The 26,441-nt window shown below is 70.6% G+C and carries 27 protein-coding genes; 14 read left to right on the top strand and 13 right to left on the bottom strand.

Annotated features, from left to right (window positions below):
- Position 1: 1 nt before the first annotated feature.
- A complete protein-coding gene (locus ORI60_RS10060) occupies positions 2 to 1,807 on the bottom strand; it encodes a trypsin-like serine protease (RefSeq protein WP_266036630.1) in 1,806 nt (601 codons plus the stop codon).
- 136 nt (positions 1,808 to 1,943) lie between these two features.
- Positions 1,944 to 3,509 (bottom strand): phospholipid carrier-dependent glycosyltransferase, encoded by a 1,566-nt coding sequence (locus ORI60_RS10055; protein WP_266036629.1) that lies wholly within the window; start codon positions 3,507 to 3,509, stop codon positions 1,944 to 1,946.
- Positions 3,510 to 3,662: 153 nt separating this feature from the next.
- Between ORI60_RS10055 and ORI60_RS10050 the strand changes: the two genes are divergently transcribed.
- The gene (locus ORI60_RS10050; RefSeq protein WP_266036628.1) at positions 3,663 to 4,628 is read left to right on the top strand and encodes a serine hydrolase domain-containing protein; all 966 of its coding nucleotides are present in this window, start codon (positions 3,663 to 3,665) and stop codon (positions 4,626 to 4,628) included.
- Between the two features lie 35 nt (positions 4,629 to 4,663).
- Positions 4,664 to 5,854 carry a DNA polymerase IV gene (gene dinB, locus ORI60_RS10045; protein WP_266036627.1) on the top strand — a complete coding sequence of 397 codons (1,191 nt, stop codon included), beginning with the start codon at positions 4,664 to 4,666 and terminating at the stop codon, positions 5,852 to 5,854.
- Positions 5,855 to 5,926: 72 nt separating this feature from the next.
- On the opposite strand, the gene ORI60_RS10040 is transcribed toward dinB, so the two are convergent.
- Positions 5,927 to 6,130, bottom strand: coding sequence for a cold-shock protein (locus ORI60_RS10040; RefSeq protein ID WP_258949282.1), 204 nt, complete (start codon positions 6,128 to 6,130; stop codon positions 5,927 to 5,929).
- Positions 6,127 to 6,375: a hypothetical protein gene (locus ORI60_RS10035; RefSeq protein ID WP_266036626.1), complete on the bottom strand. Its 249-nt coding sequence runs from the start codon at positions 6,373 to 6,375 to the stop codon at positions 6,127 to 6,129. Before ORI60_RS10035 ends, ORI60_RS10040 begins: the two co-directional genes overlap by 4 nt.
- Before the next feature lie 148 nt (positions 6,376 to 6,523).
- Here ORI60_RS10035 and ORI60_RS10030 point away from each other — a divergent pair, with 148 nt between their 5' ends.
- The 4 genes from ORI60_RS10030 to ORI60_RS10015 all read left to right on the top strand — a co-directional run bounded on the left by ORI60_RS10030 (position 6,524) and on the right by ORI60_RS10015 (position 10,144).
- A complete protein-coding gene (locus tag ORI60_RS10030; RefSeq protein WP_266036625.1) occupies positions 6,524 to 6,754 on the top strand; it encodes a hypothetical protein in 231 nt (76 codons plus the stop codon).
- 108 nt (positions 6,755 to 6,862) lie between these two features.
- On the top strand, positions 6,863 to 8,521 hold the full coding sequence (locus tag ORI60_RS10025; RefSeq protein WP_266036624.1) for a discoidin domain-containing protein: 1,659 nt from the start codon (positions 6,863 to 6,865) through the stop codon (positions 8,519 to 8,521).
- 67 nt (positions 8,522 to 8,588) lie between these two features.
- The gene (locus ORI60_RS10020; protein WP_266036623.1) at positions 8,589 to 9,668 is read left to right on the top strand and encodes a dihydrodipicolinate reductase; all 1,080 of its coding nucleotides are present in this window, start codon (positions 8,589 to 8,591) and stop codon (positions 9,666 to 9,668) included.
- Entirely contained in the window at positions 9,665 to 10,144 is a 480-nt protein-coding gene (locus ORI60_RS10015) for a carboxymuconolactone decarboxylase family protein (protein ID WP_266036622.1), read from the top strand. The genes ORI60_RS10020 and ORI60_RS10015 overlap by 4 nt, the downstream gene beginning before the upstream one ends.
- Positions 10,145 to 10,158: 14 nt before the next feature.
- Here the strand turns inward: ORI60_RS10015 and ORI60_RS10010 are convergent, their stop codons facing one another.
- Positions 10,159 to 11,772 carry a GMC oxidoreductase gene (locus ORI60_RS10010; RefSeq protein WP_266037278.1) on the bottom strand — a complete coding sequence of 538 codons (1,614 nt, stop codon included), beginning with the start codon at positions 11,770 to 11,772 and terminating at the stop codon, positions 10,159 to 10,161.
- 223 nt (positions 11,773 to 11,995) lie between these two features.
- Between ORI60_RS10010 and ORI60_RS10005 the strand changes: the two genes are divergently transcribed.
- Together ORI60_RS10005 and ORI60_RS10000 are read left to right on the top strand one after the other, a co-directional pair.
- A complete protein-coding gene (locus ORI60_RS10005) occupies positions 11,996 to 12,205 on the top strand; it encodes a hypothetical protein (RefSeq protein WP_266036621.1) in 210 nt (69 codons plus the stop codon).
- 125 nt (positions 12,206 to 12,330) lie between these two features.
- Positions 12,331 to 12,879 (top strand): DUF1062 domain-containing protein, encoded by a 549-nt coding sequence (locus tag ORI60_RS10000; protein ID WP_266036620.1) that lies wholly within the window; start codon positions 12,331 to 12,333, stop codon positions 12,877 to 12,879.
- On the opposite strand, the gene ORI60_RS09995 is transcribed toward ORI60_RS10000, so the two are convergent.
- Positions 12,863 to 13,732, bottom strand: coding sequence for a LysR family transcriptional regulator (locus tag ORI60_RS09995; protein WP_266036619.1), 870 nt, complete (start codon positions 13,730 to 13,732; stop codon positions 12,863 to 12,865). The two genes, ORI60_RS10000 and ORI60_RS09995, sit on opposite strands and share 17 nt — an antisense overlap.
- A 74-nt stretch (positions 13,733 to 13,806) precedes the next feature.
- Here ORI60_RS09995 and ORI60_RS09990 point away from each other — a divergent pair, with 74 nt between their 5' ends.
- On the top strand, positions 13,807 to 14,412 hold the full coding sequence (locus ORI60_RS09990; RefSeq protein WP_266036618.1) for a dihydrofolate reductase family protein: 606 nt from the start codon (positions 13,807 to 13,809) through the stop codon (positions 14,410 to 14,412).
- Between the two features lie 96 nt (positions 14,413 to 14,508).
- Positions 14,509 to 17,493 carry a TIM-barrel domain-containing protein gene (locus tag ORI60_RS09985; RefSeq protein WP_266036617.1) on the top strand — a complete coding sequence of 995 codons (2,985 nt, stop codon included), beginning with the start codon at positions 14,509 to 14,511 and terminating at the stop codon, positions 17,491 to 17,493.
- On the opposite strand, the gene ORI60_RS09980 is transcribed toward ORI60_RS09985, so the two are convergent.
- The gene (locus ORI60_RS09980) at positions 17,471 to 18,172 is read right to left on the bottom strand and encodes a FadR/GntR family transcriptional regulator (protein ID WP_266036616.1); all 702 of its coding nucleotides are present in this window, start codon (positions 18,170 to 18,172) and stop codon (positions 17,471 to 17,473) included. The genes ORI60_RS09985 and ORI60_RS09980 overlap by 23 nt on opposite strands.
- A gap of 145 nt (positions 18,173 to 18,317) precedes the next feature.
- Here ORI60_RS09980 and ORI60_RS09975 point away from each other — a divergent pair, with 145 nt between their 5' ends.
- The 3 genes from ORI60_RS09975 to ORI60_RS09965 are packed head-to-tail and all read left to right on the top strand — an operon-like array spanning position 18,318 to position 22,382.
- Positions 18,318 to 19,637 carry an SLC13 family permease gene (locus ORI60_RS09975; protein ID WP_266036615.1) on the top strand — a complete coding sequence of 440 codons (1,320 nt, stop codon included), beginning with the start codon at positions 18,318 to 18,320 and terminating at the stop codon, positions 19,635 to 19,637.
- Positions 19,638 to 19,642: 5 nt separating this feature from the next.
- Complete coding sequence (locus ORI60_RS09970; protein WP_266036614.1) at positions 19,643 to 21,049, top strand: acyl-CoA synthetase; 1,407 nt, start codon at positions 19,643 to 19,645, stop codon at positions 21,047 to 21,049.
- Positions 21,033 to 22,382, top strand: a complete 1,350-nt coding sequence (locus ORI60_RS09965) for a carboxyl transferase domain-containing protein (RefSeq protein ID WP_266036613.1) — start codon at positions 21,033 to 21,035, stop codon at positions 22,380 to 22,382. Before ORI60_RS09970 ends, ORI60_RS09965 begins: the two co-directional genes overlap by 17 nt.
- Here ORI60_RS09965 and ORI60_RS09960 read toward each other — a convergent pair.
- From ORI60_RS09960 to ORI60_RS09935, 6 genes are read right to left on the bottom strand one after another with little or no spacing between them, the layout of a single operon-like run.
- A complete protein-coding gene (locus ORI60_RS09960; RefSeq protein WP_266036612.1) occupies positions 22,364 to 22,528 on the bottom strand; it encodes a hypothetical protein in 165 nt (54 codons plus the stop codon). The two genes, ORI60_RS09965 and ORI60_RS09960, sit on opposite strands and share 19 nt — an antisense overlap.
- A gap of 14 nt (positions 22,529 to 22,542) precedes the next feature.
- Positions 22,543 to 22,845: a hypothetical protein gene (locus tag ORI60_RS09955; RefSeq protein WP_266036611.1), complete on the bottom strand. Its 303-nt coding sequence runs from the start codon at positions 22,843 to 22,845 to the stop codon at positions 22,543 to 22,545.
- Positions 22,842 to 24,017: a cation:proton antiporter gene (locus ORI60_RS09950; protein ID WP_266036610.1), complete on the bottom strand. Its 1,176-nt coding sequence runs from the start codon at positions 24,015 to 24,017 to the stop codon at positions 22,842 to 22,844. The genes ORI60_RS09955 and ORI60_RS09950 overlap by 4 nt, the downstream gene beginning before the upstream one ends.
- Positions 24,018 to 24,021: 4 nt before the next feature.
- Positions 24,022 to 24,495, bottom strand: coding sequence for a cation:proton antiporter regulatory subunit (locus tag ORI60_RS09945; RefSeq protein WP_266036609.1), 474 nt, complete (start codon positions 24,493 to 24,495; stop codon positions 24,022 to 24,024).
- A gap of 8 nt (positions 24,496 to 24,503) precedes the next feature.
- Complete coding sequence (locus tag ORI60_RS09940) at positions 24,504 to 25,151, bottom strand: response regulator (RefSeq protein ID WP_266036608.1); 648 nt, start codon at positions 25,149 to 25,151, stop codon at positions 24,504 to 24,506.
- The gene (locus ORI60_RS09935) at positions 25,148 to 26,131 is read right to left on the bottom strand and encodes a histidine kinase (RefSeq protein ID WP_266036607.1); all 984 of its coding nucleotides are present in this window, start codon (positions 26,129 to 26,131) and stop codon (positions 25,148 to 25,150) included. The genes ORI60_RS09940 and ORI60_RS09935 overlap by 4 nt, the downstream gene beginning before the upstream one ends.
- A gap of 107 nt (positions 26,132 to 26,238) precedes the next feature.
- On the opposite strand from ORI60_RS09935, the gene ORI60_RS09930 reads away from it, so the two are divergent.
- A complete protein-coding gene (locus ORI60_RS09930) occupies positions 26,239 to 26,376 on the top strand; it encodes a hypothetical protein (protein WP_266036606.1) in 138 nt (45 codons plus the stop codon).
- Positions 26,377 to 26,441: the final 65 nt, after the last annotated feature.

The raw sequence follows: 26,441 nt of genomic DNA, 5'->3' as shown, positions 1-26,441 counted from the left end.
TCTAGCGGGTGACGGTCAGCGTGAACGTGGTCGTGCCGGTCTTCCCGTCGGCCGAGGTGGCCTTGATGGTGATCGGGTAGGTGCCGGGCGGGGTGGAGAAGTTCGTGAAGACCCAGACGTTGCTGCTGCCGTTCTGGCCGATCGTGGCCGGGTTGAACGACATCTGGGCACCGGTGGGCACACCGGACGCCGTCAGCGTCAGGTTGCCCGTGCCGCCTGCGGCCTTCACCAGGGTCTGGGCGAGCATGCCCTGCCGGACGCTGGCCGAGGACGGCGACGCGGTCACCGCGACCTCACCGGTCGGCGGTTCGCTGCCCTCGACCGTGAGCGACACCGTCGTGGTGGCGGTCTTCCCTCCCGCGTCCGTGCCCGTCACCGTGATGCCGGTCGTGCCGGCGGTCGCGGTGCTGGAGACGTCCAGCGTCAGCTTGGACGAGCCGCCGGCACCCACCGACGACGGCTGGAACGTGGCCTTCACGCCGCTGGGCACGCCCGAGGCGGACAGGGTGATCGTCCGGCCGTCGCCGCTCGAGGAGATCGTGGTGGAGACGTACTTGCCCTTCGCCGCCTTCACACTGCTCGGCGAGGCTCCCAGCGTGAAGTCGCCCGGCTGCGGGTCGCCGCCACCGGTGACGGTCAGCGAGTACTTGCCGGACGCGGTCTTGCCGCTCGTCGTGGTGCCGCCGACGGTGACCTCGTAGGTGCCGTTCGGCGCCGAGGTGCTCGCCTCGAACGTGACCTTGGCCGAGTTGCCGGTGGTCACCGACGTCGGCTGGAAGACCGCCTTCACACCGCTCGGCAGGCCACTCGCCGACAGCGTGGCGTTCTCCGCGCCACCCGAACCGGCCGTGGTGGTGATGCCCGCGGACACCGTCTTGCCCGCCGCCACCGAACCGCTGCCGGGCGCGACGGTCAGCCCGAAGTCGCCGACCGGGGGCTGCTCGCCGACCTCGGTCTTGACCCAGTCACCCATCTCGTTGTCGAGGCGGCCGTAGATCGAGTACCACTTGAAGTCGGACCGGCTCCACGACGCGACGCCGTAGATCTTGCCGTCGAAGATCAGCGGGCCGCCGCTGTCACCGGGCAGGATCGAGATCCGGCCGTCGGAGTACCCGGCGCAGATCATGGTCGCCGACTTGAAGCCCGCGCCGACGCCCTGGCAGACGCTGTCCCCGTTGACGACCGGCAGGCTCGCCTTGTCGAGGGTGACGTCCTGCGAGTTGTCGTTGAAGTCCTTCTTGCCGTAGCCGAAACCGAGACCGGTCTTGCCCGGCGCGGCACCGCCGGCGTCCGCGGAGGTGGCGAACTTCGGGTACGCGGCACCGCCCTTCAGGGCGATGTCGCGGTCCACGGTCACGACGGCGACGTCGTAACCCTGGTCGAAGTTGACGTACTTCGGGTGCTTCTTGTAGCTGACGACGTTCACGGCGAACCCGGTGCCGGCGCCGCCCTGGTAGTCCTTGAGGTCGTCGAGCCCGTAGACGAACTTCTTCTCCCCCTGGGCGTCCGCGCAGTGCGCCGCGATCAGGATCTTGCGCGGCGCCACGACCGTGCCGGTGCAGGTCTGGCCCTCCGGCCGGGTGCCCCCGGCGCGGATGCCCGCGATGATGCCCGGGAACTCGCTCACGGTGGCGCTCTGCCCGCCGACGAACATGGGCGAGGCGTCACCGAGGTTGGCGGGGACGGTGTCCCCCAGGTAGTTGGCCGCAGGGGCGTTCGGCGGTGCGGCGTTCGCGATGCCGACCGGCGTCAGCACCGTGGCCGCGACCAGGGCCAGCAGGCCCCAGGACCGTGGTGTTCTCGTCACGTTGGTTCCTCTCCGGATCTCGGAACGGCCCACCTCAGGGCAGGGACGGGGGCCGTTCGCTGCGATCACTGTCGGAGCCCCGCACGCGCGGAACAATCAGGGTTCGCATCCGTAGGGGTACGGAACTTTCACGTACCTACGCTTTGCGGAAGATCGTGATGGAGTGGCCGACCACGTCGATCGGGGCGCTGGTGTCGATCAGTGCCCGCAGCACGTCGTCGGCCTTGGCGATGGCCGTGTTGGACACGACGAGCAGCCCGTGCACCTGGTCCGGCGGCACCGCGCGCGGATCGGCGGCGCGGATGCCGTAGTGCTCGGGCACTCCGGAGCCCTTGTAGACGAGCCACATCCGTTCACCGGGGTACCGCTTCAGGCGCTCGGCCAGCCTGCCCAGGTCCTGGCCCCAGTCGACGTTCGAGTCGTGCAGGTGCAGGTGGGTCTTGGACGGGCCGCCGAACACCTCGTTGGAGTACGGCAGGTAGTAGGGGAACGTCCACAGTGAACTCACCGCGGCCAGCGCGACCGCGAGTGCCGCGTAACGCCGGTGCGCGACCACCGCGGCGGCGACCGCGAGGAACATCGGCACGAAGATCGCGTACCGGACGCCGAGGTCGCGGTTGCCGGTCATCGCGATGAGCAGCAGCACGGCGGCGGGAGCGAGGACGTACGCTGCCGCCGGGCGTTTGATCATCGCGACGGCTCCGGCCGCCCAGAGGAGCAGGGCTCCCAGCGGTGTCTTCACGAGCAGCGCGGCCGGCAGGTAGTACCAGTGCGAACCCTCGTAGTGCGTGCCGAAGAGGTAGCCGCCCCAGACGCGGCTCTCGAACCCCAGCTGGACGCGCATCCCGTCGAGGTAGGGCTCGGGGAACGGCAGCAGGCCGACCGGTGCGGACGGCAGGCCGGGCGGGGTCTCCCAGCGCAGCAGCGGGTCCACGGCGAGGTACGACGCCCACACCACGGCGACCGCGATCAGCACCACGACGAGCGCGGCCTTGACGCGGGCCTGCCAGAAGACCAGGAACAGCAGCACCGGGACCGCGGCCAGGGTGTTCATCTTCGTCGCCAGCGCCGCGCCGAGGGCCAGTCCGGCGAGCGGCAGGTACGGCGCGGGGCCGGTGCGCGCCCGCCACAGCAGCCAGGCCGAGGTGAGCAGGAACCCCGCCGCCGGAACGTCCAGCGCGGCCAGCGATCCGTGGGCGATGAGGTCGGGCGAGAACGTGTACAGCGCGAGCGCGACGAGCCCGCCGGACCTGTTCGTGAGGTCGGTGGCGAACAGGAGGACGACCAGCCCGAACAGCAGTGTCAGCACGATCATCGGCAGGCGCGCCGCCAGCAGCAGTGCGCCGGGGTCGTTGCCCGACTCGTAGAGCAGGTGCCTGCCCAGTTCGGTCTGGTCGCCCCCGAAGCCGGGGGCGAGGCGGACGCCGGTGAACGCGAGCCCGGTCGCCATGATCAGCTTGCCCAGCGGCGGGTGCTCGGGGTTGTACCGGAGGCCGTGCTCCTGCAGCTGGACGACCGCCGCGCCGATGTAGACGGGTTCGTCGACCGTCGGCGTCTGCGCGACGGCGGTGGTGATCATCGCGACCGCCATCTGGGTCAGCAGCACGGCCGCGGCCAGCACGAACAGCCAGCGCCGTGGTGCTCTCACCGGCACCGGGCGCGGCAGCACCCCGGCGGGGCGCTGAATCGTGGCGAGCGACAAGACCGCTCGGTCCTCTCCCGTGGACGAACCAACCAGACACTTCCCGAAACGGGATGCCCGCCGGATCGGTTGCTCCACCTGCCTGAGGCGTGGAGGGAGCCGCTGCGCGAAATTCGTTTCAGCGAGGCGGCGGCACAGGGCTAGCCTGCGCGAATGCCGTTGGGAGACTTGGACAAGATCGCCGAGGACACCGGTTTCTCCGGCGTGGTCCAGGTCGACCGCGCCGGGGAGGTCGAGTTCGCGAAGGCCTACGGGCTCGCCAACCGCGCGTACGGCGTGCCCAACACCGTGGACACCAGGTTCGGCATCGCCAGCGGCGGCAAGGGGTTCACCGCGCTGACCGTGCTCTCGCTGGTCCACGAGGGGAAACTGGCGCTCGACACCACCGCCCGTTCGCTGCTCGGCGAGGACCTGCCCTTGATCGCCGACGACGTGACGGTCGAGCACCTGCTCACGCACACGTCCGGCATCGGCGACTACCTCGACGAGGAGGGCGACTGGCAGGTCGACGACCACGTGATCGGCGCCGTGCACGAGCTGACCACGACGGAGGCCTTCCTGCCGTTGCTGGACGGGATTCCCACCAAGTTCAAGGCCGGCGAGCGGTTCGGGTACTGCAACGGCGGCTACGTGGTGCTGGCACTGCTGGCCGAGCGTGCGAGCGGGCAGGGCTACCACGACCTCGTCCGCTCCAGGGTGCTCCGCCCGGCGGACCTGACGAGGACCGGCTTCCTGCGCTCCGACGAACTGCCCGGCGACGCCGCCGTCGGCTACCTGGAGGGCAGCGACCGCTCGAACGTCTTCCACCTGCCCGTGCTGGCGAACGGTGACGGCGGCATCCACACGACGGCGGGCGACATGTCGAAGTTCTGGCGCGCGTTGTTCGCGAGCGGGGACGCGGAGCTGGTGACGAGGCCGCGCCACGACGTGCCCGAGGAGTCGCTGCGCTACGGCCTCGGCTTCTGGCTGCACCAGACCAGCGACGAGGTGATCCTCGCCGGGTACGACGCCGGAGCGTCGTTCAAGTCCACTCACGACCCTCGTACTGGCACCACCGTCACCGTCCTGTCGAACACCTCGTCCGGCGTCTGGCCGATCGCGCGCGCACTGATGTCCTGACAGCACTGTTCTGAACGGGTGACGGATGCGAACATGTGTTCGTGAGCACCCCGATCCTGCACGCCGACCTCGACGCGTTCTACGCGGCGGTCGAGCAACGGGACGACCCGAGCCTGCGCGGTCGTCCGGTGATCGTGGGCGGTGGCGTGGTGCTGGCCGCGAGCTACGAGGCCAAGGCGTTCGGCGTGCGCACGGCGATGGGCGGCGCGAGGGCCCGGCGGCTGTGCCCGCACGCGATCGTCGTGCCGCCGCGGATGCCGGCCTACTCCGCCGCGAGCAAGGCGGTGTTCGAGGTGTTCCGCGGCACGACGCCGCTGGTCGAGGGCCTGTCGATCGACGAGGCGTTCCTCGACGTCGGCGGCCTGGGCCGGATCTCCGGTCCCCCGGAGGTGATCGCCGCACGCCTGCGGGCGGACGTGCTCGCCCAGGTCGGCCTGCCGATCACGGTCGGGGTGGCGCGGACGAAGTTCCTGGCCAAGGTCGCGAGCGGGGTGGCGAAGCCGGACGGCCTGCTGGTCGTGCCCGCCGACCGCGAGCTGGAGTTCCTGCACCCGCTGCCCGTCGAACGGCTGTGGGGCGTCGGCGAGGTGACGGCCGCCAAGCTGCACGCCCTGGGCCTGCGCACGGTCGGCGAGGTCGCCGGGCTCGGCGAGGTGGCGCTGGTCTCGATGCTCGGCAGGGCGGCGGGCAGGCACCTGCACGCGCTGGCGCACAACCACGACCCGCGTCCGGTCCAAACAGGACGGCGCCGCCGCTCGATCGGCTCGCAACGCGCGCTGGGCCGCCGGGAACGCACCCGCGACGACCTCGACGCCATCCTCGCCTCACTGCTCGACGGCATCGCACGGCGGCTGCGCACGGCCGAGCGCGCGTGCCGGACCGTGGTGCTGCGCCTGCGGTTCGCGGACTTCACGCGAGCGACGCGGTCGCACACGCTTCGACACCCGACGACGGAGACCGAGGTGCTGCTGGCGGCGGCGCGGGAACTGCTCGGCACGGCGACGCCGATGATCGAGAACCGGGGCATCACGTTGCTGGGCGTCTCGCTCACCAACCTCCAGGACGACGCGCCGATGCAGCTGGCGCTGCCGTTCGAGGAGCGGAAACCGGCCGCACTGGACGCCGCGCTGGACCACGTGCGCGACCGCTTCGGATCGGCGTCCGTGACGCGGGCGACGCTGCTGGGCCGCGATCCCGGCATCTCCGTACCGCTGCTACCGGACTGATCACCTGGTGCGCGCACGACACCGTGGAGCGACCGGCCATCGGCCGATCACTCCACAGTGGACGTAGCTGGTCTAGACGAGGCGCACGGCGCGAGCCTGCGGCCCCTTCTGCCCCTCACCGATCTCGAACTCCACGGCCTGGTCGTCGGCGATGCCGTGATGCCCGTAGTCCTGCACCTCGGACTGGTGCACGAACAGGTCAGGCCCGCCGCCCTCGGGCGCGATGAAGCCGAAGCCCTTGCTGCCGTTGAACCACTTGACAGTTCCTCGAGTCACCTGCGAGCTCCTTCGACGCCGACTGCGGTGGACACCGGCAGGTTCGCCAGGCCGAGCATGGACAACAGGTCACGGCAGTCGCCCACGTCACGAGCGTGCTCCGCCACTCGCTTGGCGGCCTGGCGCTGGTGCTGGAGCCCGGTGGTCTCGGCGAACAGCCTCGCTTGCGCGAAGTCCTGCGCCGCGTGACGCGGCTTGCCGAACCGGGAGGACGAGGAGGGTGAAGACGGGAATTCCGGCTGCAAGCCGGTGCTCCGTTCTCCGGCCGGAGACACCGGACCGGACGGGATCGGGGACCGCAGCGGCTGGTTGCCGTCGGCTGGTACCCCAACGCGGCCCACAGTAGCCCAATGACCAGCGCGAAGCACCACGAACACCGCGTATCGTCGATCCATGCCGAATGACGAAGGTGGCCCGGCGCTCGCCCCCACGCTGTCCGAATGGCTCAAAGCACGGGAGGAAACGGCCCGCCACCTGGCCACCGGCGCCGCGCGCACGGTGGACGAGGAGTGGGTGCAGCGGCTCGCCGACCTGCTCGCGACGGAGAGGTCGTGGCAGGAGCAGTACACCGAACTGGTGGCTCTCGGCAGCGCGGACGGCCGGTTCCCGACCTCGAACCGCTGAGCACGCACGCCCCTGCCGTCACGGCTGAAGTTCCGGTTCGTCGAATTCTTGCGTGATGTTGTTGACATCTTGCACTCTGGAGTCGGGTCGCCGACAAAGGAGTGCGCGATGTCCCTGTCACGCCGAACACTGCTGAGCACCGCGCTCGCCGCTCCCGCGCTGGGGCTCCTGCCCGCCCCCGCACGCGCGGCCAGCCCTCCCGGCGACGTCGTCGGCAAGATCACCGCGGGCTACCAGGGTTGGTTCGCCTGCCGCGGGGACAACTCCCCCATCGACGGCTGGTGGCACTGGAACAACGACTGGAGCAGGCCTCCCGCACCGCCCACCAGCTCGATCGTCGCGTGGCCGGACGTCCGCGACTACGCGCGCACGTACCCGACCGCGTTCGCCGCCCTCGGCGACGGCCGGCCCGCGACCCTCTTCTCGAACTACGACCGCCAGACCGTCGACGTGCACTTCCAGTGGATGCGCGACAACAACATCGACACGGCGGCCCTGCAGCGGTTCGACCCGACCGGCGGCGAGGGCCCGATCCGCGACGCGGTGACCGCGCACGTCCGGCCCGCGGCGGAGGCCACCGGCCGGAAGTTCTACATCATGTACGACGTCACGAACTGGACGAACATGCAGTCGGAGATCAAGACCGACTGGCTGGACAAGATGTCCGCGTACACGTCCTCCCCCGCCTACGCCCGGCAGAACGGCAAACCGGTCGTGTGCGTCTGGGGCTTCGGGTTCAACGACCCCGGCCGGCCGTGGGGCCCGCAACCGTGCCAGGACGTCGTCGACTGGTTCAAGGCGCGCGGCTGCTACGTGATCGGCGGTGTCCCCACCCACTGGCGGCTGGGGATCGAGGACTCCCGGCAGGGCTTCGGCGACGTCTACCGGTCGTTCGACATGATCTCTCCGTGGATGGTCGGCCGGATCGGCACCCCGGCGGACACGGATCGCTTCCACACCAACGTGAACACACCCGACAAGGCGGAGTGCGACGCGCTCGGGATCGACTACCAGCCGTGCGTGCTGCCGGGCGATGTCGGGTCGCGGCAACGGTTGCACGGCGACTTCATGTGGCGGCAGTTCTACAACATGGTCCGCCTTGGCGCGCAGGGCATCTACATCTCGATGTTCGACGAGTTCAACGAGGGCAACCAGATCTGCAAGACCGCCGAGACGCTGGCCGACGTGCCGGCCGGATCCGGTTACCTCGCACTGGACGAGGACGGCACCCGCTGCTCCGCCGACTACTACATGAGGCTGACCGGCGACGGCGGCAGGATGCTCAAGGGTGAGATCGCCCTGACCGCGACCAGGCCCACCCTGCCGTGGATCGGCGGCCCGCCCGCCCCGGACACCGACCTCGCCGCCGGGCGCCCCACGACCCAGAGCTCGCAGACCCAGCACTACGGCAGCGGCCTCGCCGTCGACGGCGATCCGCACTCCTACTGGGAGAGCGCGAACAACGCCTTCCCGCAGTGGATCCAGGTCGACCTCGGGGTGGCGCACGCCGTCCGCAGGGCCGTGCTCGCACTCCCGCCGAACCCCGCGTGGGGGCGGCGCACCCAGACCGTGACGATCGAGGGCAGCACGGACGGCCGGTCGTTCAGCCGGCTCGCCGGGCCTGCCGGGTACGTCTTCGACCCCGCGACCGGCAACTCGGCCACGGCCACGTTGCCCGGCACCCAGGCCCGGTTCGTCCGGCTCACCTTCACCGGGAACACGGGCTGGCCCGCGGGTCAGCTGTCGGGGTTCCGGCTCCACACCTGATCACGCCGCGGCGTCTCGCCGGATGGGCGCTGTACAACTAGAACGTGTTCTAGGTAATCTGCACCACATGATCGCCACAGTGGTGTGGGGCACCGGCAACGTCGGCCGTGCCGCCATTCGCGCCGTCGACGCCCATCCGGCGCTGAAGCTGACGGCCGTGGTCGTCCACAACCCGGAGAAGGTCGGCCGCGACGCGGGTGACCTCGCCGGGATCGAGCAGGAGCTCGGAGTCGCGGCCACGAACGACATCGACGCGGTGCTCGCCACGAGTCCGCGCGCCGTGGTCTACGCCGCGTCGGGTGACATCCGGCCGGACGACGCGCTGGCCGACATCACGAAGGCGATCCGCGCGGGCGCGGTGGTCGTCACGCCGTCGCTGTACGCGCTCTACGACCCCCGGAGCGCACCGCCTGAACTTCGAGAACCGGTTCTAGCCGCGATCAAGGAGGGCGGCGGCTCGCTGTTCGTCTCCGGCGTCGACCCGGGCTGGGGCAACGACGTGCTGCCGTTGCTGATCAGCGGGCTCGGCCACACCGTCGACGCGGTGCGCTGCCAGGAGATCTTCGACTACTCCACCTACGACCAACCCGACGCGGTGCGGTGGCTGATCGGGTTCGGGCAACCGCTCGACTACCAGGCGCCGATGCTGATGCCGACGGTGCCGACCATGGTGTGGGGCGGGCAGATCCGGTTGATGGCCAGGGCGTTCGGGGTCGAGGTCGACGAGATCCGCGAGACCGTCGACCGGCGCGCGCTCGACGAGACGGTCACGACGCGGACCATGGGCGAGTTCGAGAAGGGCACCCAGGGCGCGATCCGGTTCGAGGTGCAGGGCATCGTGAACGGCGAGCCGCTCATCGTCATCGAGCACGTGACGCGCATCCACAGCTCCTGCGCGACGGACTGGCCGATGCCCCCGTCCGGCGACGGCACGCACAAGGTGATCATCGAGGGCCGCCCGCGCATCGAGGTCTCGGTCGAGTCCGCCGACGAGGGCGAGAACCGATCCGCGGGCGGCAACGCGACCGCCGTCGGCCGCATCGTGAACGCCATCGACTGGCTCGCCGAGGCCGAGCCGGGACTCTACGACGCGCTCGACGTCCCGCTGCGCGCCGCGGCCGGCAAACTCGGAAGGAGCAGGCCGTGAACATCGACATCCCCGAGGGCAAAGATCCCATCGGATACGTGTGGGGCGAGCTCGTGCCGGGCATCGGCGTGGCCGCGGCCAACCTCTCGCTGGCCGTGTACCAGCACACCACGCTGGGGCTGCGCGAGTTCGAGGCGGCGCGGCTGCGGATCGCGCAGATCAACGGCTGCATGTTCTGCCTCGACTGGCGGACCGAACGCGACGGCGAGAAGGTCGAGGACGACTTCATCGACGCGGTGACCCAGTGGCGCACCACCGACGCCTTCGACGACCGGGCGAGGCTGGCCGCGGAGTACGCCGAGCGGTACGCACTGGATCACCACGGTCTCGACGACGAGTTCTGGTCGCGCATGACCGCGCACTACAGCCAGGTGGAGATCGTGGAGCTCACGATGAGCATCGGAGCCTGGCTCGTGTTCGGCAGGCTGAACCGGGTGTTCGGCCTCGACGCCCTGTGCGTGCTACCGAAGTTCTGACATCCGCACGGGACTCAGAGGTCGGTCGCGATGATCTTCTCGATGTTCCGCTCGGCCAGTGCCGTGATCGTGACGAACGGGTTCACCACGGTGGTGCCGGGGATCAGCGATCCGTCCATCACGTACAGGCCCGGATAACCGTGCAGGCGGCCGTAGTTGTCGGTGGCCTTGTTGAGGACCGCGCCGCCGAGCGGGTGGTACGTCAGGTGGTCGCCCCAGATCTTGTAGACGCCGAAGAGGTCGGTCCGGTAGATCGTCCCCTCCTTTGAGTTGATCCTGTCGAAGATGGTCTTCGCGGCGTTGATCGAGACCTCCTTCCACGCCGTCTGCCAGCTGAGGTCGACCTTGCCCGCGGCGGGGTTCCAGGTGAACTGGGCGCGGTTCGGGGTCTTCGTGATCGACAGGTAGAACGACGCGTAGGTCTCGATGCCGGTCGGCAGCGGCGCCACCTCGGCGAAGGCGCCACCCGAGGTCCAGTTGTCGATGCCCAGGGTCGGGATGGACGACTGCAGCTTGCCGGTCGGGTCCCACATGTGGTTCGCGCGGCCGCACATGACGTTGCCGTTGTCGCCCCAGCCCTTGCCGACCTCGCCGTTCAGGTTCGGCAGCGCGCCCGTGGCCTTGAGCTTGACCAGCAGCTTGCTCGTGCCGACGCTGCCCGCCGCGAAGAACACCCTCGCCGCGGTCACCTCCTTGACCGCGATCGGGTCGCCGTTGGTGTTGAGCTGCTCGATGGTGACCTTGTAGCCGCCCGTCGCCGGGACGACCGAGACGACCCGGTGCAGCGGCGAGATGGTGACGCGCCCGGTCGCCCTGACCTTGCTGAGATAGGTCTTCTGCAACGACTTCTTGCCGTAGTTGTTGCCGTAGAGGATCTCTCCGGCCAGAGCCGACTTCGGGACGGTCCCCGCCGCCTCCTGCTCCATGTAGTTCCAGTCGTACACGGTGGGCACGAAGACGTACGGGAAGTTCGACCGCTGGGCGTGCTTGCGGCCCACTCGCGAGTACTGGTAGGCCTCGGTGGTGTCGAACCAGGCCGGGCGGATCATGTTGACCCCGAGTTCGGCGTTGGCACGGGGGTAGTAGGTGCCGTACATCTCGTCGGGGTTCACCGTCGGCAGGACGTCGCCGAAGTGCTCGCGCTTCGGCGTGACGGCCATGCCGCCGTTGACGAGCGAGCCGCCGCCGACGCCGCGTCCCTGGTAGACGGTGATGCCGGCGAACTCCTCGGCGTCGAGGATGCCGGTGTAGCGCGGGATCGCCTTGTCGATCGGGAAGCCCAGGAAGTTGCTGAGCGGCTGTTTCGTCTTGGTGCGCAGCCAGAAGGACCGCTGGTCCGGGATGGTGGTGTTGGCGAAGATCTTGCCGTCCGCGCCGGGGGTGTCCCACGCCATGCCCATCTCGACCATGTGGACGTCGACACCGGCCTGGGCGAGCCGCAACGCCGCCACACTCCCGCCGTACCCGGTGCCGATCACCAGCGCGGGAACGACCGCCGCGTCCGCGATCGACGCCGCCGCCTGTGCCACCGGCGCGACACCACCGAGCGCGACCGTTCCAAGAATAGAACCTGTTCCAGCTATGAACGAACGTCGTGAAAGACCCTCGAAACCGTTGTCACACGTCATTGTGTGGGTCATGTGATCTTCCTCACTGTGGGCGCATGAGAACAAGTTATACCGGCGGTTGTAGATCAAGTCACTACCTGGTAGTCCCGGTTCGCCCAGGTGCGCGGTGCAGGTGAGGGTCTTGGCGGCTGGATCCGGAGGTCACTCCGACACGCCGTGCGGCTCGGTACGACCACACGATCCGGGGACGTCCGGACACGCCTGGCCGCCCGGCGATCGAGCGATGCCCGCGGTATCCGACGGTGGTGAGGAGTTCACCGGACAGGTGGAGGAACTGGGGATCTCGTACAGCACCAGGACTGTCGGTCCGTTGTGGACGCTTGTCCGAAGGGCCCGGCATCCGGACGGCGGAGTCGTCACGCGGCCCTGCGGCCCGCCCGCCGAAATTGAGTGGAACGGCTCGGCCCCGGCCGCTACCTTCCTGCCGGACTGATCCCCGGAGAAGGACGTGCCGTTGTACACCGTCTGAGTCTTCCCAAGCGCTGGTCTTCGTTGCGCGCCGCTCTCTGAGCTGCGCGCTCCCCTTGCTGCGGATTTCTCACCGAACGGTGTACCTCTGTGCTCACCACCTGGGCCGTCGTGCCCACCTGTCTTCCCCTCGTCCGCCGTCGTTGCCACGTGTGCTCCGCCGACCGCTTCCGGGCGAGCGGCAAGTTCCGCGTCAACGCCAACCACAAGGTCCTCGACGCCTGGCTCCTCGTGCTCTGCACGGGCTGCGGGGACACGGCCAAGCTCACGATCTTCGAACGCTCCCACGTCCGCACGGTCCGTCCCGCGTTGCTGGACCGGCTGCACGCCAACGACCTGTCACTGGTCGCGGAACTGCTGCAGGACAGCGTTCTGCAGCGCCGCAACCACGTCTCCCTCGACTGGGAGGGCGCGTGGCGGCTCGACACCGGCGGGTCCGATCACCTGGACCAGGAGGTGGTCGACGTGACGGTCCGGTTCACGGCACGGATCCCGGTCCGGCCCGTGCGGCTGATCGCGGACGCGTGCGGGCTGTCGCGCGGTGAGGTCGAACGGCTGATCGTCGAAGGGAAGGTCGTGTCGGCGATCCGGCTGACCGGCAAGGTCTCCGGCGACTTCACCTTCACGCTGAAGCGCTGAACGAGCGCGTCAACGCGGCCAGTACGGCGGCCACGCCCGGTGGATCGGGCGGGTCGCCGTACGTCGCGGCGTGGATCTCGCGGTGCAGACCCACGAGCTCGGTGGCGTGCACGTCCGGCCGGCGGTGCGCCTGCAACCCCAGCCCGGCCAGGATCGCCACACCCGCGCCGGCGGCCACGAGCGCCTGCACCACCACCATGTCGTCGCTGTGCGAGGCGATGCGCGGTGCGAAGCCCTCGCTCCGGCAGACGGTCTCCAGTTCGGCCCGGCACGCGTCGCACCCGCCGATCCACGCCGAGTGCCGGTGGTGCGCGAGGCTGTCGTCCGGCCGTGTGCTGATCAGGTGGATCGGGTCGTCACCGAGGTGCACGAACCGGAAGCCCTCCTCCACCGGCGTGCCGGCGTGCCGGAACACGACCGCGACCTCGGCCTCACCGTGCCGCAGCATCGCGAGCGCCTCGACCGGATGCCGTTCGAAGAGGCTCAGTTCGAGGCCGGGATGCTCTCCCGCCAGCGCGGCGGCCGCCCTGGGAACGATCGTGGCGGCCGTGGAGGCGTTGGCGGCCACCCTGACCCGGCCGGAGCGCAGGCCGACCTGGGCCGCGAGCTCGGTGGCGGCGGCGTCGACCCGTCCGACGATCTCGGCGGCTCTCCTGGCGAGCAGCTCTCCTTCAGGCGTGAGGCGGATGCCGCGGCCGACCCGCTGCACGAGCTTCACGCCCGTGGCCGCCTCCAGCCTCGCCAGGTGGTGGCTCACCGACGGTTGCGAGTAGTGCAGCTGCTTCGCGGCCTCCGTCACGGAACCGTGCCGGGCCACCGCCGCCAGCACCTTCAGGTGCACGAGGCTGAGCATTCATCAAGGCTATCGATGAATTGTGCGCGCCATCGGCATTGGACGTCATGAGTCGGGCGAACCAGGCTGGGTCCATGACCAAGGTGACGTGCGACCTCTCGATCTCCCTCGACGGCTACGCGGCAGGGCCCGGCCAGACCGAGGACCGTCCGTTCGGTGACGACGGCGGCGACGGCTGGGGCAGCGAGTTGCACAGGTGGATGGAGGACCCGGCCGAGCAGAGGTGGCAGATGGACCGCATGGCCGAGACCAAGGCGTTCATCATGGGCCGCAACATGTTCGGCCCGGTCCGCGGTTCCTGGGACCGCCCGTGGAACGGCTGGTGGGGCGACAACCCGCCGTACCGCGGGCCGGTCTTCGTGCTCACCCACCACCCGCGCGAACCTCAGCCGATGGAGGGCGGCACGACGTTCCACTTCGTGACCGAGGGCATCGCGGCGGCGTTCAGGCTCGCCCGCGAGGCGGCCGGGAACGGCAACATCTCCATCCACGGCGGCGCCGCCACGATCAACCAGTACCTGACCGCGGGCCTGGTCGACGAGCTCCGGCTGCGGATCGTGCCGATCACGCTCGGCGCCGGGTCGCGGCTGTTCGACGGAGTTCCCGGGCTGAACCTCGAACAGGTCGACTCCCGTGCGGGAGCTTCCTTCACGCATGTGACGTATCGCATTGTGCGCTGAATGGCCTCTTGATCGCTCCACATCGTCAGGCCAAGGTGAGGAACGTTCAGGTCCCTGAACACCTCGGAAGCCGACGGCGTCAGACGAGGAGCACGAATGCGGAAACGCACGACGATCGTCCCTCTGCTAGCCCTTCTGAGCCTGGTCCTCCCTGTACCCGCGACCGCCCAGCCGGGCGGCACGGTGGTCTCCGGGCAGGCCAGGTTCCAGATCCTCTCCCCCACCCTGGTCCGCTCCGAATTCGCCGGGGACCGCCGCTTTGAAGACCAGGCCACTTACAACGTTGTAAACCGCACCTTCCCGCGCACGGCCTACTCCTCGCGCGTCCAGGACGGCTGGCTGACCATCACGACGTCGGCCATGACCCTGCGGTACCGCGTGGGGTCCGGGCCGTTCCGCGCGGACAACCTCGAGATCAAGACGGCCGGCACGACCGCGTCCCCGTGGCGGCGGGTGGTCTGTGCGACCGGGCAGCTCTGCGAGGCGGAGGACCAGCAACGGGAAGGCGTGCTGGTCGCGGCCGACCACCCCGGCCACTCCGGCGCGGGGTTCGTCGCCGGGTTCTCCTACGCCAACAACGGGATCACCGCGACGGTGCGCGCCTCCAGCGCGGGCAGGCACCGGCTGGTCGTGAAGTACGCGAACGGGCGGGGTGGCGACGGCAAGCACGAGAGCCGGACGCTCGGGCTCGCGGTCGACGGGCAGGCTCCTCGTCAGGTCACCCTGCCCGCGACCGCCGACTGGGGCGCCTGGCAGCAGGTCTCCACGGAGGTCGACCTGTCCGCGGGCGAACACCGCGTCTCCCTGACGCGCGGTGCCGCCGATTCGGGCAACGTCAACGTTGACAGCCTCGCTCTGCTGAGCGGTGACCAACCGTATCCCGGCGTGCGGGCGGTGGACGACTGCCGGTTCGGCACCAGCTGCGAGGCCGAGAACGGCCTGGTCTCCGGCGCGGCGAAGATCGCCGCCGAGCACGCGGGGTTCGCGGGCACCGGGTTCGTCGCCGAGCTCGTCGGGGGCACGCGGCTGAGCCAGCGCGTGACCAGCGTTCCGGCCGCGGGCACGTATCCCGTGGTGCTGCGCTACGCCAACGGCGTCGGCGGCGACGGCAAGCACGAGGCCCGGACCGTGCTGGTCAACGGTCAGCCGATCAGCCTGCCCGTCACGGCGAACTGGGCCACGTGGGCCACCGCTACGGCCCAGGTCTCCCTGCCCGCGGGCACGTCCGACCTCACCATCACGTGCCCGGACACGGGCTGCCACGTCAACCTGGACACCGTCGGGGTCGACAACTCCGTCCAGCACCTGGCGCTCGGCGGCTACCGGCGCTCGCTCGACGGCTACACGGGCAACAGCGGCGATCCCCAGCTGACGCCCGGCCTGATGTACCGCGACGGCTGGTACCTGCTGGACGACACGACTTCCGCTCTGCGCAACGGAACTCCGCGCGTGGATCGGGGCGCGCAGCCGTACCAGGACGGCTACGTGTTCGGCTACGGCCAGAACTACAAAACGGCGCTCGGTGACCTCACGGCACTGACCGGCGGGCCGAAGTTGTTGCCGCGCTGGGCCTACGGCGTCTGGTACTCCGAGTACATCGACCGGACCGCCGCCGACTTCCGCGACCGGATCCTGCCCGCGTTCCGGCAGCACGGTGTGCCGCTCGACGTCCTGGTGGTCGACACGGACTTCAAGGGCCACAACCTGTGGAACGGCTGGCGCATGGACCAGACGAAGTTCCCGGACCCGCAGGGCTTCCTCGACTGGGCGCACGGTGAGGGCCTGCACAGCACGCTCAACATCCACCCGAGCATCCAGGGCGACGACCCCGACTTCGCCCGCGCGCAGGCCACCGCGAAGGGCAAGCTGGCCAGGGGTTCCTGCACGAACTGCTACGTGTTCGACTGGGGCGACCCGGACCAGCTGCGCGCCTACCTGGAGCTGCACCAGAAGATGCCGACCGACTTCTGGTGGCTCGACTGGTGTTGCGACGGCTCGGGTTCGTCGCTGCGCGGGGTCACGCCCGACTCGTGGATCAACGAGCAGTACGCGAAGATCGGCGCGTTCGCGTTCTCCCGCGGGTTCGGGTCGCTGCAGGCGGGCGGGTACAGCGGCTCCGGGCCGCTGCCGACCGGTCCGTGGGCGGAGAAGCGCTCGACCCTGCACTTCACCGGCGACACCTCGTCGACGTGGGGCACGCTGAAGGCGACCATCGGCTACACCTCGGCCGAGGGCGTGTCGACCGGGATGTCGAACATCAGCCACGACATCGGCGGCCACAACGACACCACCGGGCTGCGGGGGTCGGAGACCTACCTCGACAACGGCCAGGTCCGCTACACCACCAAGATGCCGGACGACATGTACGCGCGGTGGGTGCAACTGGGTGCGTTCCAGCCGATCACGCGCCTGCACAGCAACCACGGCGACCGCCTGCCGTGGCAGTACGGGGCGGCGGCGCAGGCGTCGGCGACGAAGTTCCTGAACCTGCGCGAACGGCTGGTGCCGTACATCTACTCGCTGGCGGAGCAGGCGAACCGCACCGGCGTGCCGATCCAGCGGCCGGCGTGGCTCGAGTACCCGGGCAGTCCGGAGGCCTACTCCACTGTGGACAGCCAGTTCCTGCTCGGGCCGGACGTGCTGGTCGCGCCGATCACGACGCCCGGCGAGACCGGTTCGACGCGCGTCTGGTTCCCGCCCGGCCAGTGGACCGACTACTTCACCGGGCAGGTCTACCAGGGCAACACCTGGGCGACCGTCAGCGCGGGCTGGGACACCATGCCGGTGTTCGTGCGAGCGGGCGGGATGCTGGTCGAACGCAGCTCTGACGTGGCCAACGACGTGCAGAACCCGGCCGGCCCGCTGACCGTGCACGTGACGGCAGGCGCCAAGGGCGAGTTCACCCTGTACGAGGACGGCGGGCGCACGCGGATCATCCAGCACGGCGACACGATCGTCCTGCTGTCCGGCAAGGTGTCCAAGCGGGACTGGAAGTTCGTCGTGCACAAGGCCGACGGGACCAGCCACGTCGTGCAGGCGCGCAACTCGCCCGCGGTGGTCAGTCTTCGGGCACCCAGGTGAGCAGCCTGACCTTCGCGACGGTGCGCACGTGCTTGCGCATCGCCGCGGCGGCCTTCTTCGCGTCCCCCGCGGCGATGGCCTCGTAGATCGCCGTGTGCTGCGCCAATGACCGGGACGGGCGCCCCGGCTGGCGCAGCGACTCGGTGCGGCTCTCGGTGATCTGGCCGGCGATGGTCTTCATGAAGTCGGCCAGCAGCGAGCTGTGCGCGGCGGCGGTGACGGCGGCGTGGAAGCGGCGATCCCCTTCCACGCCGTTGTCCCCCGCGTCGATCTCGTCGCGCATGAAGTCCAGCGCCGCGCGGATGGTCTCCAGCTCGGCGTCGGTGCGGCGTTCGGCGGCCAGCTCGGCGAGCTTGGTCTCCAGCGCCTCGCGCGCCTCCAGCACCTCGGGGAGGCGCTTGCGGCGTTCGACGAGCTGCTCGACCGGTTCGACGTCGAGGGTGTCGCGGACCAGGTACGTGCCGCCGCCGTGCCGTGCCTCGACCAGGCCCTGGACCTCCAGGACGACGATCGCCTGCTTGATGGACGCGCGGCTCACGCCGAGGCTCGCGGCGAGATCGCGTTCGGCGGGCAGCCTGTCCCCCGCGCTCAGGCCCGCCTCCACCACGTGCGCGCGCAGGCGCTCCAGCACCTGCTCGTACAGGCGGGACTTGACCATGGGCCGCAGTGCCTCGGACATCGTCCCAGGATAACCGGTCAAGTGGCTCAGCCACTAGGCCACCTCTTGACAGCGGCTGGACCGTGAGCGGAAAGTGGCTGAACCACTTGGCCACTGAGCCAGCCCAGGCCATCCACCCGGACAGCCCCAACGACGGGAGCCCTGCATGTCCGCCGAACTGATCTCGATACTCGTGCTGGTCGTGGTGTTCGTCATCGCCACGACCAGGTCGATCAACATGGGTGCGCTCGCCTTCGCCGCGGCCTTCGGGGTCGGCACGCTGGTGGCGGACATGAAGACCGACGACATCTTCAAAGGCTTCCCCGGCTCGTTGTTCGTCGTGCTGGTCGGGGTGACGTTCCTGTTCGCCATCGCCCGCGCCAACGGCACCACCGACTGGCTGGTGCACATGGCGATCCGCCTGGTCGGCGGGCGGATCGCGTTGATGCCGTGGGTGATGTTCGCGATCACGGGTGTGCTGACGGCGATCGGCGCGGTGAGTCCGGCGGCGGTCGCGATCGTGGCGCCGATCGCGATGGGGTTCGCGGCCAAGTACCGGATCAACCCGTTGCTGATGGGCGTCATGGTCGTGCACGGCGCGCAGGCCGGCGGGTTCTCCCCCATCAGCATCTACGGCACGATCGTCAACGGGATCGTGGCGAAGGAAGGCCTGCCGGGCAACGAGATCGTGCTGTTCCTGGCCAGTCTCGTGGTGAACCTGCTGATCGCCGCCGTGGTGTTCGTGGTGCTGGGCGGCATGAAGCTCGCCAGGCAACCGCTGGAGGCGCCCGCGCTGGCCCGCACCGGTGGTGGTGACGACGCGCTCGGCGGCGGAGCCGGCGACGACGACACCCGCGACGTGACCGACGTGGCGGAAGAGCGGGTCGCCCTGACCGCGCCCCGCATCGCGACGCTCCTCGGCCTCGCCGCCCTCGTGATCGCCGCGCTGGTGTTCGACCTCGACGTGGGCCTCGCCGCGATCACGGTGGCCGTGCTGCTCAGCGTGGTGTGGCCGGAGACGTCCAAGCAGGCGATCACCCAGATCACCTGGCCGACGGTGCTGCTGATCTGCGGCATCCTCACCTATGTCGCGGTGCTGCAGACGATGGGCACGATCAAGTGGGCGGGTGACTCGGTCGCCGGTGTCGGCGCTCCGCTGCTCGCCGCCCTGCTGATCTGCTACATCGGCGCGATCGTGTCGGCGTTCGCCTCGTCCGTCGGCATCATGGGCGCGCTGATCCCGCTGGCCGTGCCGTTCCTGCTGCTGGGCGAGGTCAGCGCGATCGGCCTGATCGCGGCGCTGGCGGTGTCGGCGACCGTGGTCGACGTGAGTCCGTTCTCCACCAACGGCGCCCTGGTGCTGGCCGGTGCGCAGGACGTCGACCGCGACAAGTTCTTCAAGCAACTGATGGTCTACGGCGGGATCATGGTCGCGGCGGCGCCGCCGCTGGTCTGGCTCGCCCTCGTCGTCCCGGGAATCTGGTGACCTTGATGTTCGCTCTGCAGTCCGACCGCGTCGCCCTCCGCTTCGGCGACCGGACCCTCACCCACGCCGAGCTCGGCGCCTGCGCCGGGGCTCTGGCACAGCGGCTGTCCGGCCTGCCTCGGGTGGCGATCTGGGCGACCCCGGCCATCGAGACGTGCGTCGCGGTCGTCGCGGCCCTGCTCGCCGGGGTGCCCGCGGTGCCGCTCAACCCGAAGGTCGGCGAACGCGAGCTCGCGCACATCGTGACGGACAGCGCGCCCGCCGCGGTGCTCGCCGCTCCCGGCGTCGAGCTCCCCGAGGGCCTGGGACCGGTGCCCCGACTGGACGTCGTGCTCGACGGCGGGGGCGCCGCGTCGTTCGCCGATCCCGGTGCCGAGGCGCCGGCGCTGATCGTCTACACCTCGGGCACGACCGGCGCCCCCAAGGGCGTCGTGCTGCCACGCCGGGCGATCGTGTCCACTTTGGACGCGGTCGCGGAGGCGTGGGGGTGGGCCGGGGACGACGTGCTGGTGCACGCGTTGCCGTTGTTCCACGTGCACGGGCTGATCCTCGGCGTGCTGGGCCCGTTGCGACGGGGCGGCACGGTGCACCACCTCGGCAAGTTCTCCACCGCAGCGGTCACGCGGGCGCTGGCCGGTGACGGCACGATGATGTTCGGCGTTCCGACGATGTACCACCGCATCGCGGAAGAAGTGGGCGACGACCCGGAGCTCGCCACCGCGTTGAGCGGGGCGCGGCTGCTGGTGTCGGGCTCGGCGGCCCTGCCCGTGCGCGACCACGAGCGGATCGCCGCCGCGACCGGGCAGCGCGTGGTCGAGCGGTACGGGATGACCGAGACGCTGATGAACACCAGCGTCCGCGCGGACGGCGACCGCAGGCCGGGCGCGGTCGGCGTGCCGCTGCCCGGCGTCGAGGTGCGGCTGGTCGACGACGCCGGGCGGACGCTGGACGACGCCGGCGCGATCGGGGAGATCCAGGTGCGCGGGCCGAACCTGTTCACCGAGTACCTCAACCGGCCCGACGCCACCGCCGAGGCGTTCGCGGACGGCTGGTTCCGCACCGGCGACGTGGGCACCCGCGACGAGGACGGCTACTACCGCATCGTCGGGCGCAAGGCGACGGACATCATCAAGAGCGGTGGCTACAAGATCGGCGCCAGCGAGATCGAGAACGCCCTGCTGGACCACCCCGGGGTCAAGGAGGTGGCGGTGACCGCCGAGCCCGACGACGACCTCGGCGAACGGATCGTCGCCTGGGTCGTGCCCGCCGGGGCGGAGCCGTCCCCGGACGAGCTGGCCGACCACGTGGCGCGGCTGCTCACCCCGCACAAGCGGCCTCGGGTGGTGCGGTTCGTGGAGTCGTTGCCGCGCAACGACATGGGCAAGGTGATGAAGCGTGCCCTACGGGCGTGAGCCGGCCCGTGAGGTGATCGGGCGGGTGGCGTCGTCCTTCGCCGAGCTGCCGGACGGCCTGGGGCCCTCCGCCGGGGACGGGCCGCTCGGCTGGCCGGGCTACGGCGACCAGCTCGCGCGAGCGGCGGCCTCGACCGGTGAACGCGAGTCCGCGGTCTGCGGGGTCGCCGAGATCGGCGGGGTCACGGCCGCGGTGGTGGCGTTCGAGTTCGGGTTCCTCGGCGGCTCGCTGGGAACCCGCACCGGCGCCCGCATCGAGCAGGCCTTCACGCACGCCCGCGAGCTCGGCCTGCCGGTGGTCTCGCTGGTCGCGACCGGTGGCAGCCGCATGCAGGAGGGCACGCTCGCGTTGATGCAGCTGCCCCGGATCGCCCGGCAGCTCACGCTGAACCGGGAAGCAGGGCTGCCGCACATCGCCGTCCTGCGCGATCCCACGACCGGGGGCGGCTGGGCCACGCTCGGGGCGGGTGCGGACGTCGTGCTGGGACTGCGCGGCGCGCAGGTCGGGTTCGCCGGGTCACGGGTGCGCCCGCCGGGGTACTCGGTGACGCAGCAGTTCGCGGCCGGTCTCGTCGACCAGCTCCTGGCACCGGAGGAGCTGCGCGAGCGGCTGGAGCGCTGGCTGCGGCTGCTCACCACCACGTCCACCGGCGGCCCCGCTCCCGTGCCGCCGGCGCTGGGACAGGCGACGCTGCCGAAGAGCGGCTGGGACGCGGTGGTGCGCGCCCGCACGCTGGGCCGCCCGCGCGCCAAGGAGTACCTCGCCTCCTACTTCGACTGGCACGAGCCGGTCAGCGGTGATCGCGGCGGTGGCGTCGATCCCGGTGTGCTGTGCGGGTTCGGGCACCGCGACGGGCAGACCATCGCCTACGCGGCGCAGTGCGGCACGGCGACCCGGCCCGCCGGGTTCCGCACGGCGGCCCGGCTCGTCCGGCTGGCGGACCGGCTGGGGATCCCGGTGCTGACGCTCGTGGACACACCGGGTGCCGCCAACGACGAGGTGGCCGAGAAGGCCGGGGTGGGCGCCGCGATCGCGGACATGTTCACCGCGGTCGCGGCGGCGCGGGTGCCGGTGACGACGCTGGTGATCGGAGAGGGCGGATCCGGTGGCGCGCTGGCGTTCGCCGCGCCGGACCGGATGTGGGTGACGCCGGACTGCTACTTCGCGGTGATCTCGCCCGAGCTGGCGAACGCGATCCTGAAGCGGGACCCGGCGCGGGCGCGGCAGACGGCGGAGGAGTTGCGGTTGCGGCCGCAGGACCTGGTCGAGCTGGGCGTGGCGCGGGGGATCGCCCAGCCCGACCAGTCCGCCGATCAGGCCACGGCCAGGTAGAGGAAGGCCAGAAGCGAACTCGGGACGCAGATGGTCACGAGTCCGACGACGCCGTAGAACGGCTCCTTCTTGAACACCATCGCGCCCAGCGCACCGACACCGGCGAGCACGGACGCGACGAACAACAGCAGAACGACGTACGACATGGGAGGTCCTCAGGTCAGGGGTGGGTGGAGCCGGGAGCGGCCGCGTGCGGCGGTGCCCGGCTCGACCGGTGACCTGAGGTCGTTCCCTCGACGTGCTGGGCGGCGGCCACGACGACCGCCGCCGGGCCCTGCGGCGGGCGTGGGCCGGACGCGGGGCCGGGCAGCGCCCAGCAGGCGTCCGGAGACGCCGTCGTCTGCACGTGCACGGCCGAGACCGGAGCGTTCAGCCCTGATCCCGGCCGGTCCGAGGCCGTGTCGCGGGTGCTCGTGCCGACGAACGCCAGCAGCAGGGCCAGCAGGAGTGCCGGCCACCTCACCGAGCCGCTGCCCGCCTGCGGAGGAAGAACTCGCCGACCGGTTCCACGTAGCGCGCCGCGATGGGGCCGATGATCGCCATCAGCAGCACGTACGCGGTGGCGAGCGCGGCCAGCTGATCGTTCACGTGGCCGGAGGCGACGGCCAGACCGGCGATGACGATGGAGAACTCCCCTCGCGCGACCAGCGCGGCACCGGTGCGGGCGCGGCCCATCGTCCCGATGCCCTGGCGCCGTGCCGCCCACCAGCCCGTCGCCACCTTCGTCGCGGTGGTGATCACGGCCAGCAGCACCGCCATGCCGAGCACGGGCGGGATCGTGCGCGGATCGGTGTTCAGTCCGAACACGACGAAGAACATCGCGGCGAACAGGTCCCGCAACGGTTCGAGCAGCCGCGTGGCGTTCTCGGCGGTGGAGCCGGAGATCGCGATGCCGAGCAGGAACGCTCCGACGGCGGCGGACACCTGCAGCTCCGAGGCGATGCCGGCGACCAGCAGCGCCGACCCGAGCAGTTTGAGCAGGAACACCTCGTGGTCGGGGCTGTCCACCACGGCCGAGATGAACCGGCCGTACTTCAGCGCCACGACCAGGACGACGGTGATCGCGAGCAGCGAGATGCCGACCGACGTGAGCCCGCCGACGAAGCTGACGCCCGCGAGCACGGCCGTGAGCACCGGCAGGTAGACGGCCATCGCCAGGTCCTCGAACACCAGCACCGAGAGGATCACCGGAGTCTCGCGGTTGCCCAGGCGGCCGAGGTCGCCGAGGACCTTCGCGATGATGCCGGACGACGAGATGTAGGTGACGCCCGCCATCGCCAGCGCGCCGACCGGGCCCCAGCCGAGCATCAGCGCGACGATCGCGCCGGGTGCCGCGTTGAGCACGATGTCGAGGACACCGGCCATCCACGACTTCTTCAGGCCGGTGGTGAGTTCGGACGCCGAGTACTCGAGGCCCAGCAGCAGGAGCAGCAGCACCACGCCGATCTCGCTGGCGAGGTGGGCGAACTCCTCGATGCCGTGCAACGGGACGAGTCCACCCGAGCCGAACGCGAGACCGCCGACGAGGTAGAGCGGGATCGGCGAGATGCCGAATCTCCAGGCGAGGCGGCCGAGCAGGCCCAGTCCGAAGAAGACCGCACCCAGCTGGATCAGGGCGATCGTGGTGTCGTGCACCGGCTCAGCCGCCCGTCAGGATGTCCGCGGCGGCGTCGAGACCGTCCGAGGTGCCGACGACGACCGCGAGGTCGCCGTTCTCGAACAGGAACTCGGGGCCGGGCGACGGATGCGCGTTGCCCGCGCGCACGACCGCGACGACGGAGGCGCCGGTGCGGGTGCGCAGCGCCGTGTCGCCGAGCGTGCGGCTGGAGAACGCCGTGACCGGCAGCTGGCGGGTCGTGATCCCGGTGATGTCGGCGTGCTGCCTGGCAAGCTTCGAGACGAGCTGCGGCGCCCCGAGCAGCCCGGCGAGCGTGCCCGCCTCCTCCGGCGCGAGCGGGATCGACGCGACGGTCGTGTCGGGATCGTCCTGTTTGGACATGATGAGCTCGAACTTGCCGTCGCGGTAGGAGATCACGCCGATCCGGCGGCCGGAGCGGAGGGAGAAGTCCTGCCTGACCCCTATGCCGGGCAGGGGCGTCACTTCGACGTTCACTCGAGTTCCTAGGGTTCAACGAGCCCGGCGCGGATCGCGTACCGGGTGAGTTCGAGGCGGTCCCTGAGCCCGAGTTTCTGCAGCAGGTTGGCCCGGTGCCGCTCGACGGTCTTGACGCTGATCACGAGCATGTCCGCGATCTCCTTGGAGGAATGGCCCTCCGCGACCAGCTTGAGGATCTCCTCCTCGCGATCGGTGATCGCCTTGGCCGGGAGGCCACCGCCCTCCCCCGCGCGGTCGAGGTAGTTGCGGATCAGCGAGTTCACCGCGCCGGGGTAGAGGAACGGCTCGCCGCGCATGGCCGAGCGGCAGGCCTCCACCAGGTCGCGGTCGGCGACGGACTTCAGCACGTACCCGGAGGCGCCCGCCTTGAGCGCCTCGAAGAAGTACTGCTCGTTGTCGTACATCGTCAGCATCAGGATCCGCAGGTCCGGCAGGAGGCGCGAGAGCTCGCGCGCGGCCTGCAGCCCGGTCAGCCGCGGCATGGCGATGTCGAGGATCGCCAGGTCCGGCTTCTCCCTGCGCGCCATGCTGATCGCCTCGGCACCGTCGCCCGCCTCACCGACGACCTCCAGGTCGGGTTCGTTGTCCAGGATCATCCGGACGCCGCGGCGGACCAGCGCGTGGTCGTCCGCGAGCAGGATGCGCACGGTCATCCGCCCTCCCCCTTGGCCTTGACCACCAGCCTGACCTCGGTGCCCGGCAGCGCCGGCCCGACGGTCAGGTCGGCGCCGACCAGCAGCGCCCGTTCCCGCATGCCGCGGATGCCCGCCCCTTCCTGGCCGTCGCCGATCCCCCGCCCGTTGTCGCGCAGCAGCAGCTCCACTTCGGACGGACGGGCCGTCAGGGCGAGCTCGATCTGGTCGGCCCGCGCGTGCCGGACGGTGTTGGTGAGCCCTTCCTGCGCGACGCGGTAGACGACCAGTTCGGTCTCGGCGTCGAGCGCGGGCAGGTTCTTGTCGAACGACCGCTTGATCGTGAGGCCGGCCGGGTCACCGATCTCCCGCGTGAGCGCCTTGAGCGCGCTGACCAGTCCCAGCTCCTCCAGCACACCAGGCCGGAGCCGCCGCGCGATGCGGCGGATCTCGTCGAGCGTGCTGCGCGTGGTCTCCTGCACCTGGAGCAGTTCCTCGCGCGTCTCCTGCGGCGACTGGTCCGCCACCCGCTTGAGACTCAGCAACACCGCCGTCAGCGACTGCCCCACCTCGTCGTGCAGCTCCTGCGCCACCCGCCGCCGCTCGGACTCCTGCGCCGACAGCGCGATGGCCGAGCTGTACCCGCGCTCGGTCTCCAGCCGGTCGATCATGCTGTTGAACGTGGTGATCAGCTCAGCGATCTCCCCGTGCCCCGCCGCCCGCAACCGAGGCCCGGGCTTGAGCAGGTCGATCGTGGTCATCGCCCGCGTGAGCCGCCCGAGCGGCGCCAGCCCCACCCGGATCAGCACGGCGTTCGCGATCAGCATCACCACCAGCCCGGCCCCCAGCACCAGCACCTCGCGCAACGGCGCCGGCGTCGACACGGTCGCGGGCCCGAACACCAGCAACGCGGCCGCGATCAGCAGGACCAGGGCGTTGAGCAGGAAGATCCGCCCGAACAACGACACGCGCGCCGCCTCTCCGTGATCACTTCCCGCCACGCCTGCGAGGCTGACGGGTGGGGGCACCACGTGTCCATCCGTGGCAACACCCATGTTCGCGGGGGCCGGGCGGGTGCGCCGGTCGGCGGGCTGCGGGTGGGGTTCTGGTGGGGACCGTCACGCCGGGTGGAGTGACGTGGGTCGCGCCCGGCGAGGCGGCCGTGGCGAGGCGGCCGTGGCGAGGCGGCCGTGGCGAGGCGGCCGTGGCGTGGCGGTACGGCGGTGGCGTGGCGTGGCAGCAGTAGTGGGTGGCGCGGCCGTGTGGATGGCACGGCCGTGTGGGCGGCGCGGCGGCGGGTGGCACGGCGGC

This window comes from Lentzea sp. NEAU-D7, assembly GCF_026242055.1.
Lineage (GTDB): Bacteria > Actinomycetota > Actinomycetes > Mycobacteriales > Pseudonocardiaceae > Lentzea.
Note: the sequence above shows the minus strand (reverse complement) of the source record. Positions and strands in the feature narration are given on the sequence as shown.

What these genes read in the sequence shown, in the direction of transcription:
- ORI60_RS10050 (WP_266036628.1), top strand. Translation starts at nt 3,663, where the DNA reads ATGCCGTTGGGAGACTTGGACAAGATCGCCGAGGACACCGGTTTCTCC.
- ORI60_RS10030 (WP_266036625.1), top strand. Translation starts at nt 6,524, where the DNA reads ATGCCGAATGACGAAGGTGGCCCGGCGCTCGCCCCCACGCTGTCCGAA.
- ORI60_RS10025 (WP_266036624.1), top strand. Translation starts at nt 6,863, where the DNA reads ATGTCCCTGTCACGCCGAACACTGCTGAGCACCGCGCTCGCCGCTCCC.
- ORI60_RS10020 (WP_266036623.1), top strand. Translation starts at nt 8,589, where the DNA reads ATGATCGCCACAGTGGTGTGGGGCACCGGCAACGTCGGCCGTGCCGCC.
- ORI60_RS10010 (WP_266037278.1), bottom strand. Translation starts at nt 11,772, where the DNA reads ATGACGTGTGACAACGGTTTCGAGGGTCTTTCACGACGTTCGTTCATA.
- ORI60_RS10005 (WP_266036621.1), top strand. Translation starts at nt 11,996, where the DNA reads ATGCCCGCGGTATCCGACGGTGGTGAGGAGTTCACCGGACAGGTGGAG.
- ORI60_RS09995 (WP_266036619.1), bottom strand. Translation starts at nt 13,732, where the DNA reads ATGCTCAGCCTCGTGCACCTGAAGGTGCTGGCGGCGGTGGCCCGGCAC.
- ORI60_RS09990 (WP_266036618.1), top strand. Translation starts at nt 13,807, where the DNA reads ATGACCAAGGTGACGTGCGACCTCTCGATCTCCCTCGACGGCTACGCG.
- ORI60_RS09985 (WP_266036617.1), top strand. Translation starts at nt 14,509, where the DNA reads ATGCGGAAACGCACGACGATCGTCCCTCTGCTAGCCCTTCTGAGCCTG.
- ORI60_RS09980 (WP_266036616.1), bottom strand. Translation starts at nt 18,172, where the DNA reads ATGTCCGAGGCACTGCGGCCCATGGTCAAGTCCCGCCTGTACGAGCAG.
- ORI60_RS09975 (WP_266036615.1), top strand. Translation starts at nt 18,318, where the DNA reads ATGTCCGCCGAACTGATCTCGATACTCGTGCTGGTCGTGGTGTTCGTC.
- ORI60_RS09970 (WP_266036614.1), top strand. Translation starts at nt 19,643, where the DNA reads ATGTTCGCTCTGCAGTCCGACCGCGTCGCCCTCCGCTTCGGCGACCGG.
- ORI60_RS09960 (WP_266036612.1), bottom strand. Translation starts at nt 22,528, where the DNA reads ATGTCGTACGTCGTTCTGCTGTTGTTCGTCGCGTCCGTGCTCGCCGGT.
- ORI60_RS09940 (WP_266036608.1), bottom strand. Translation starts at nt 25,151, where the DNA reads ATGACCGTGCGCATCCTGCTCGCGGACGACCACGCGCTGGTCCGCCGC.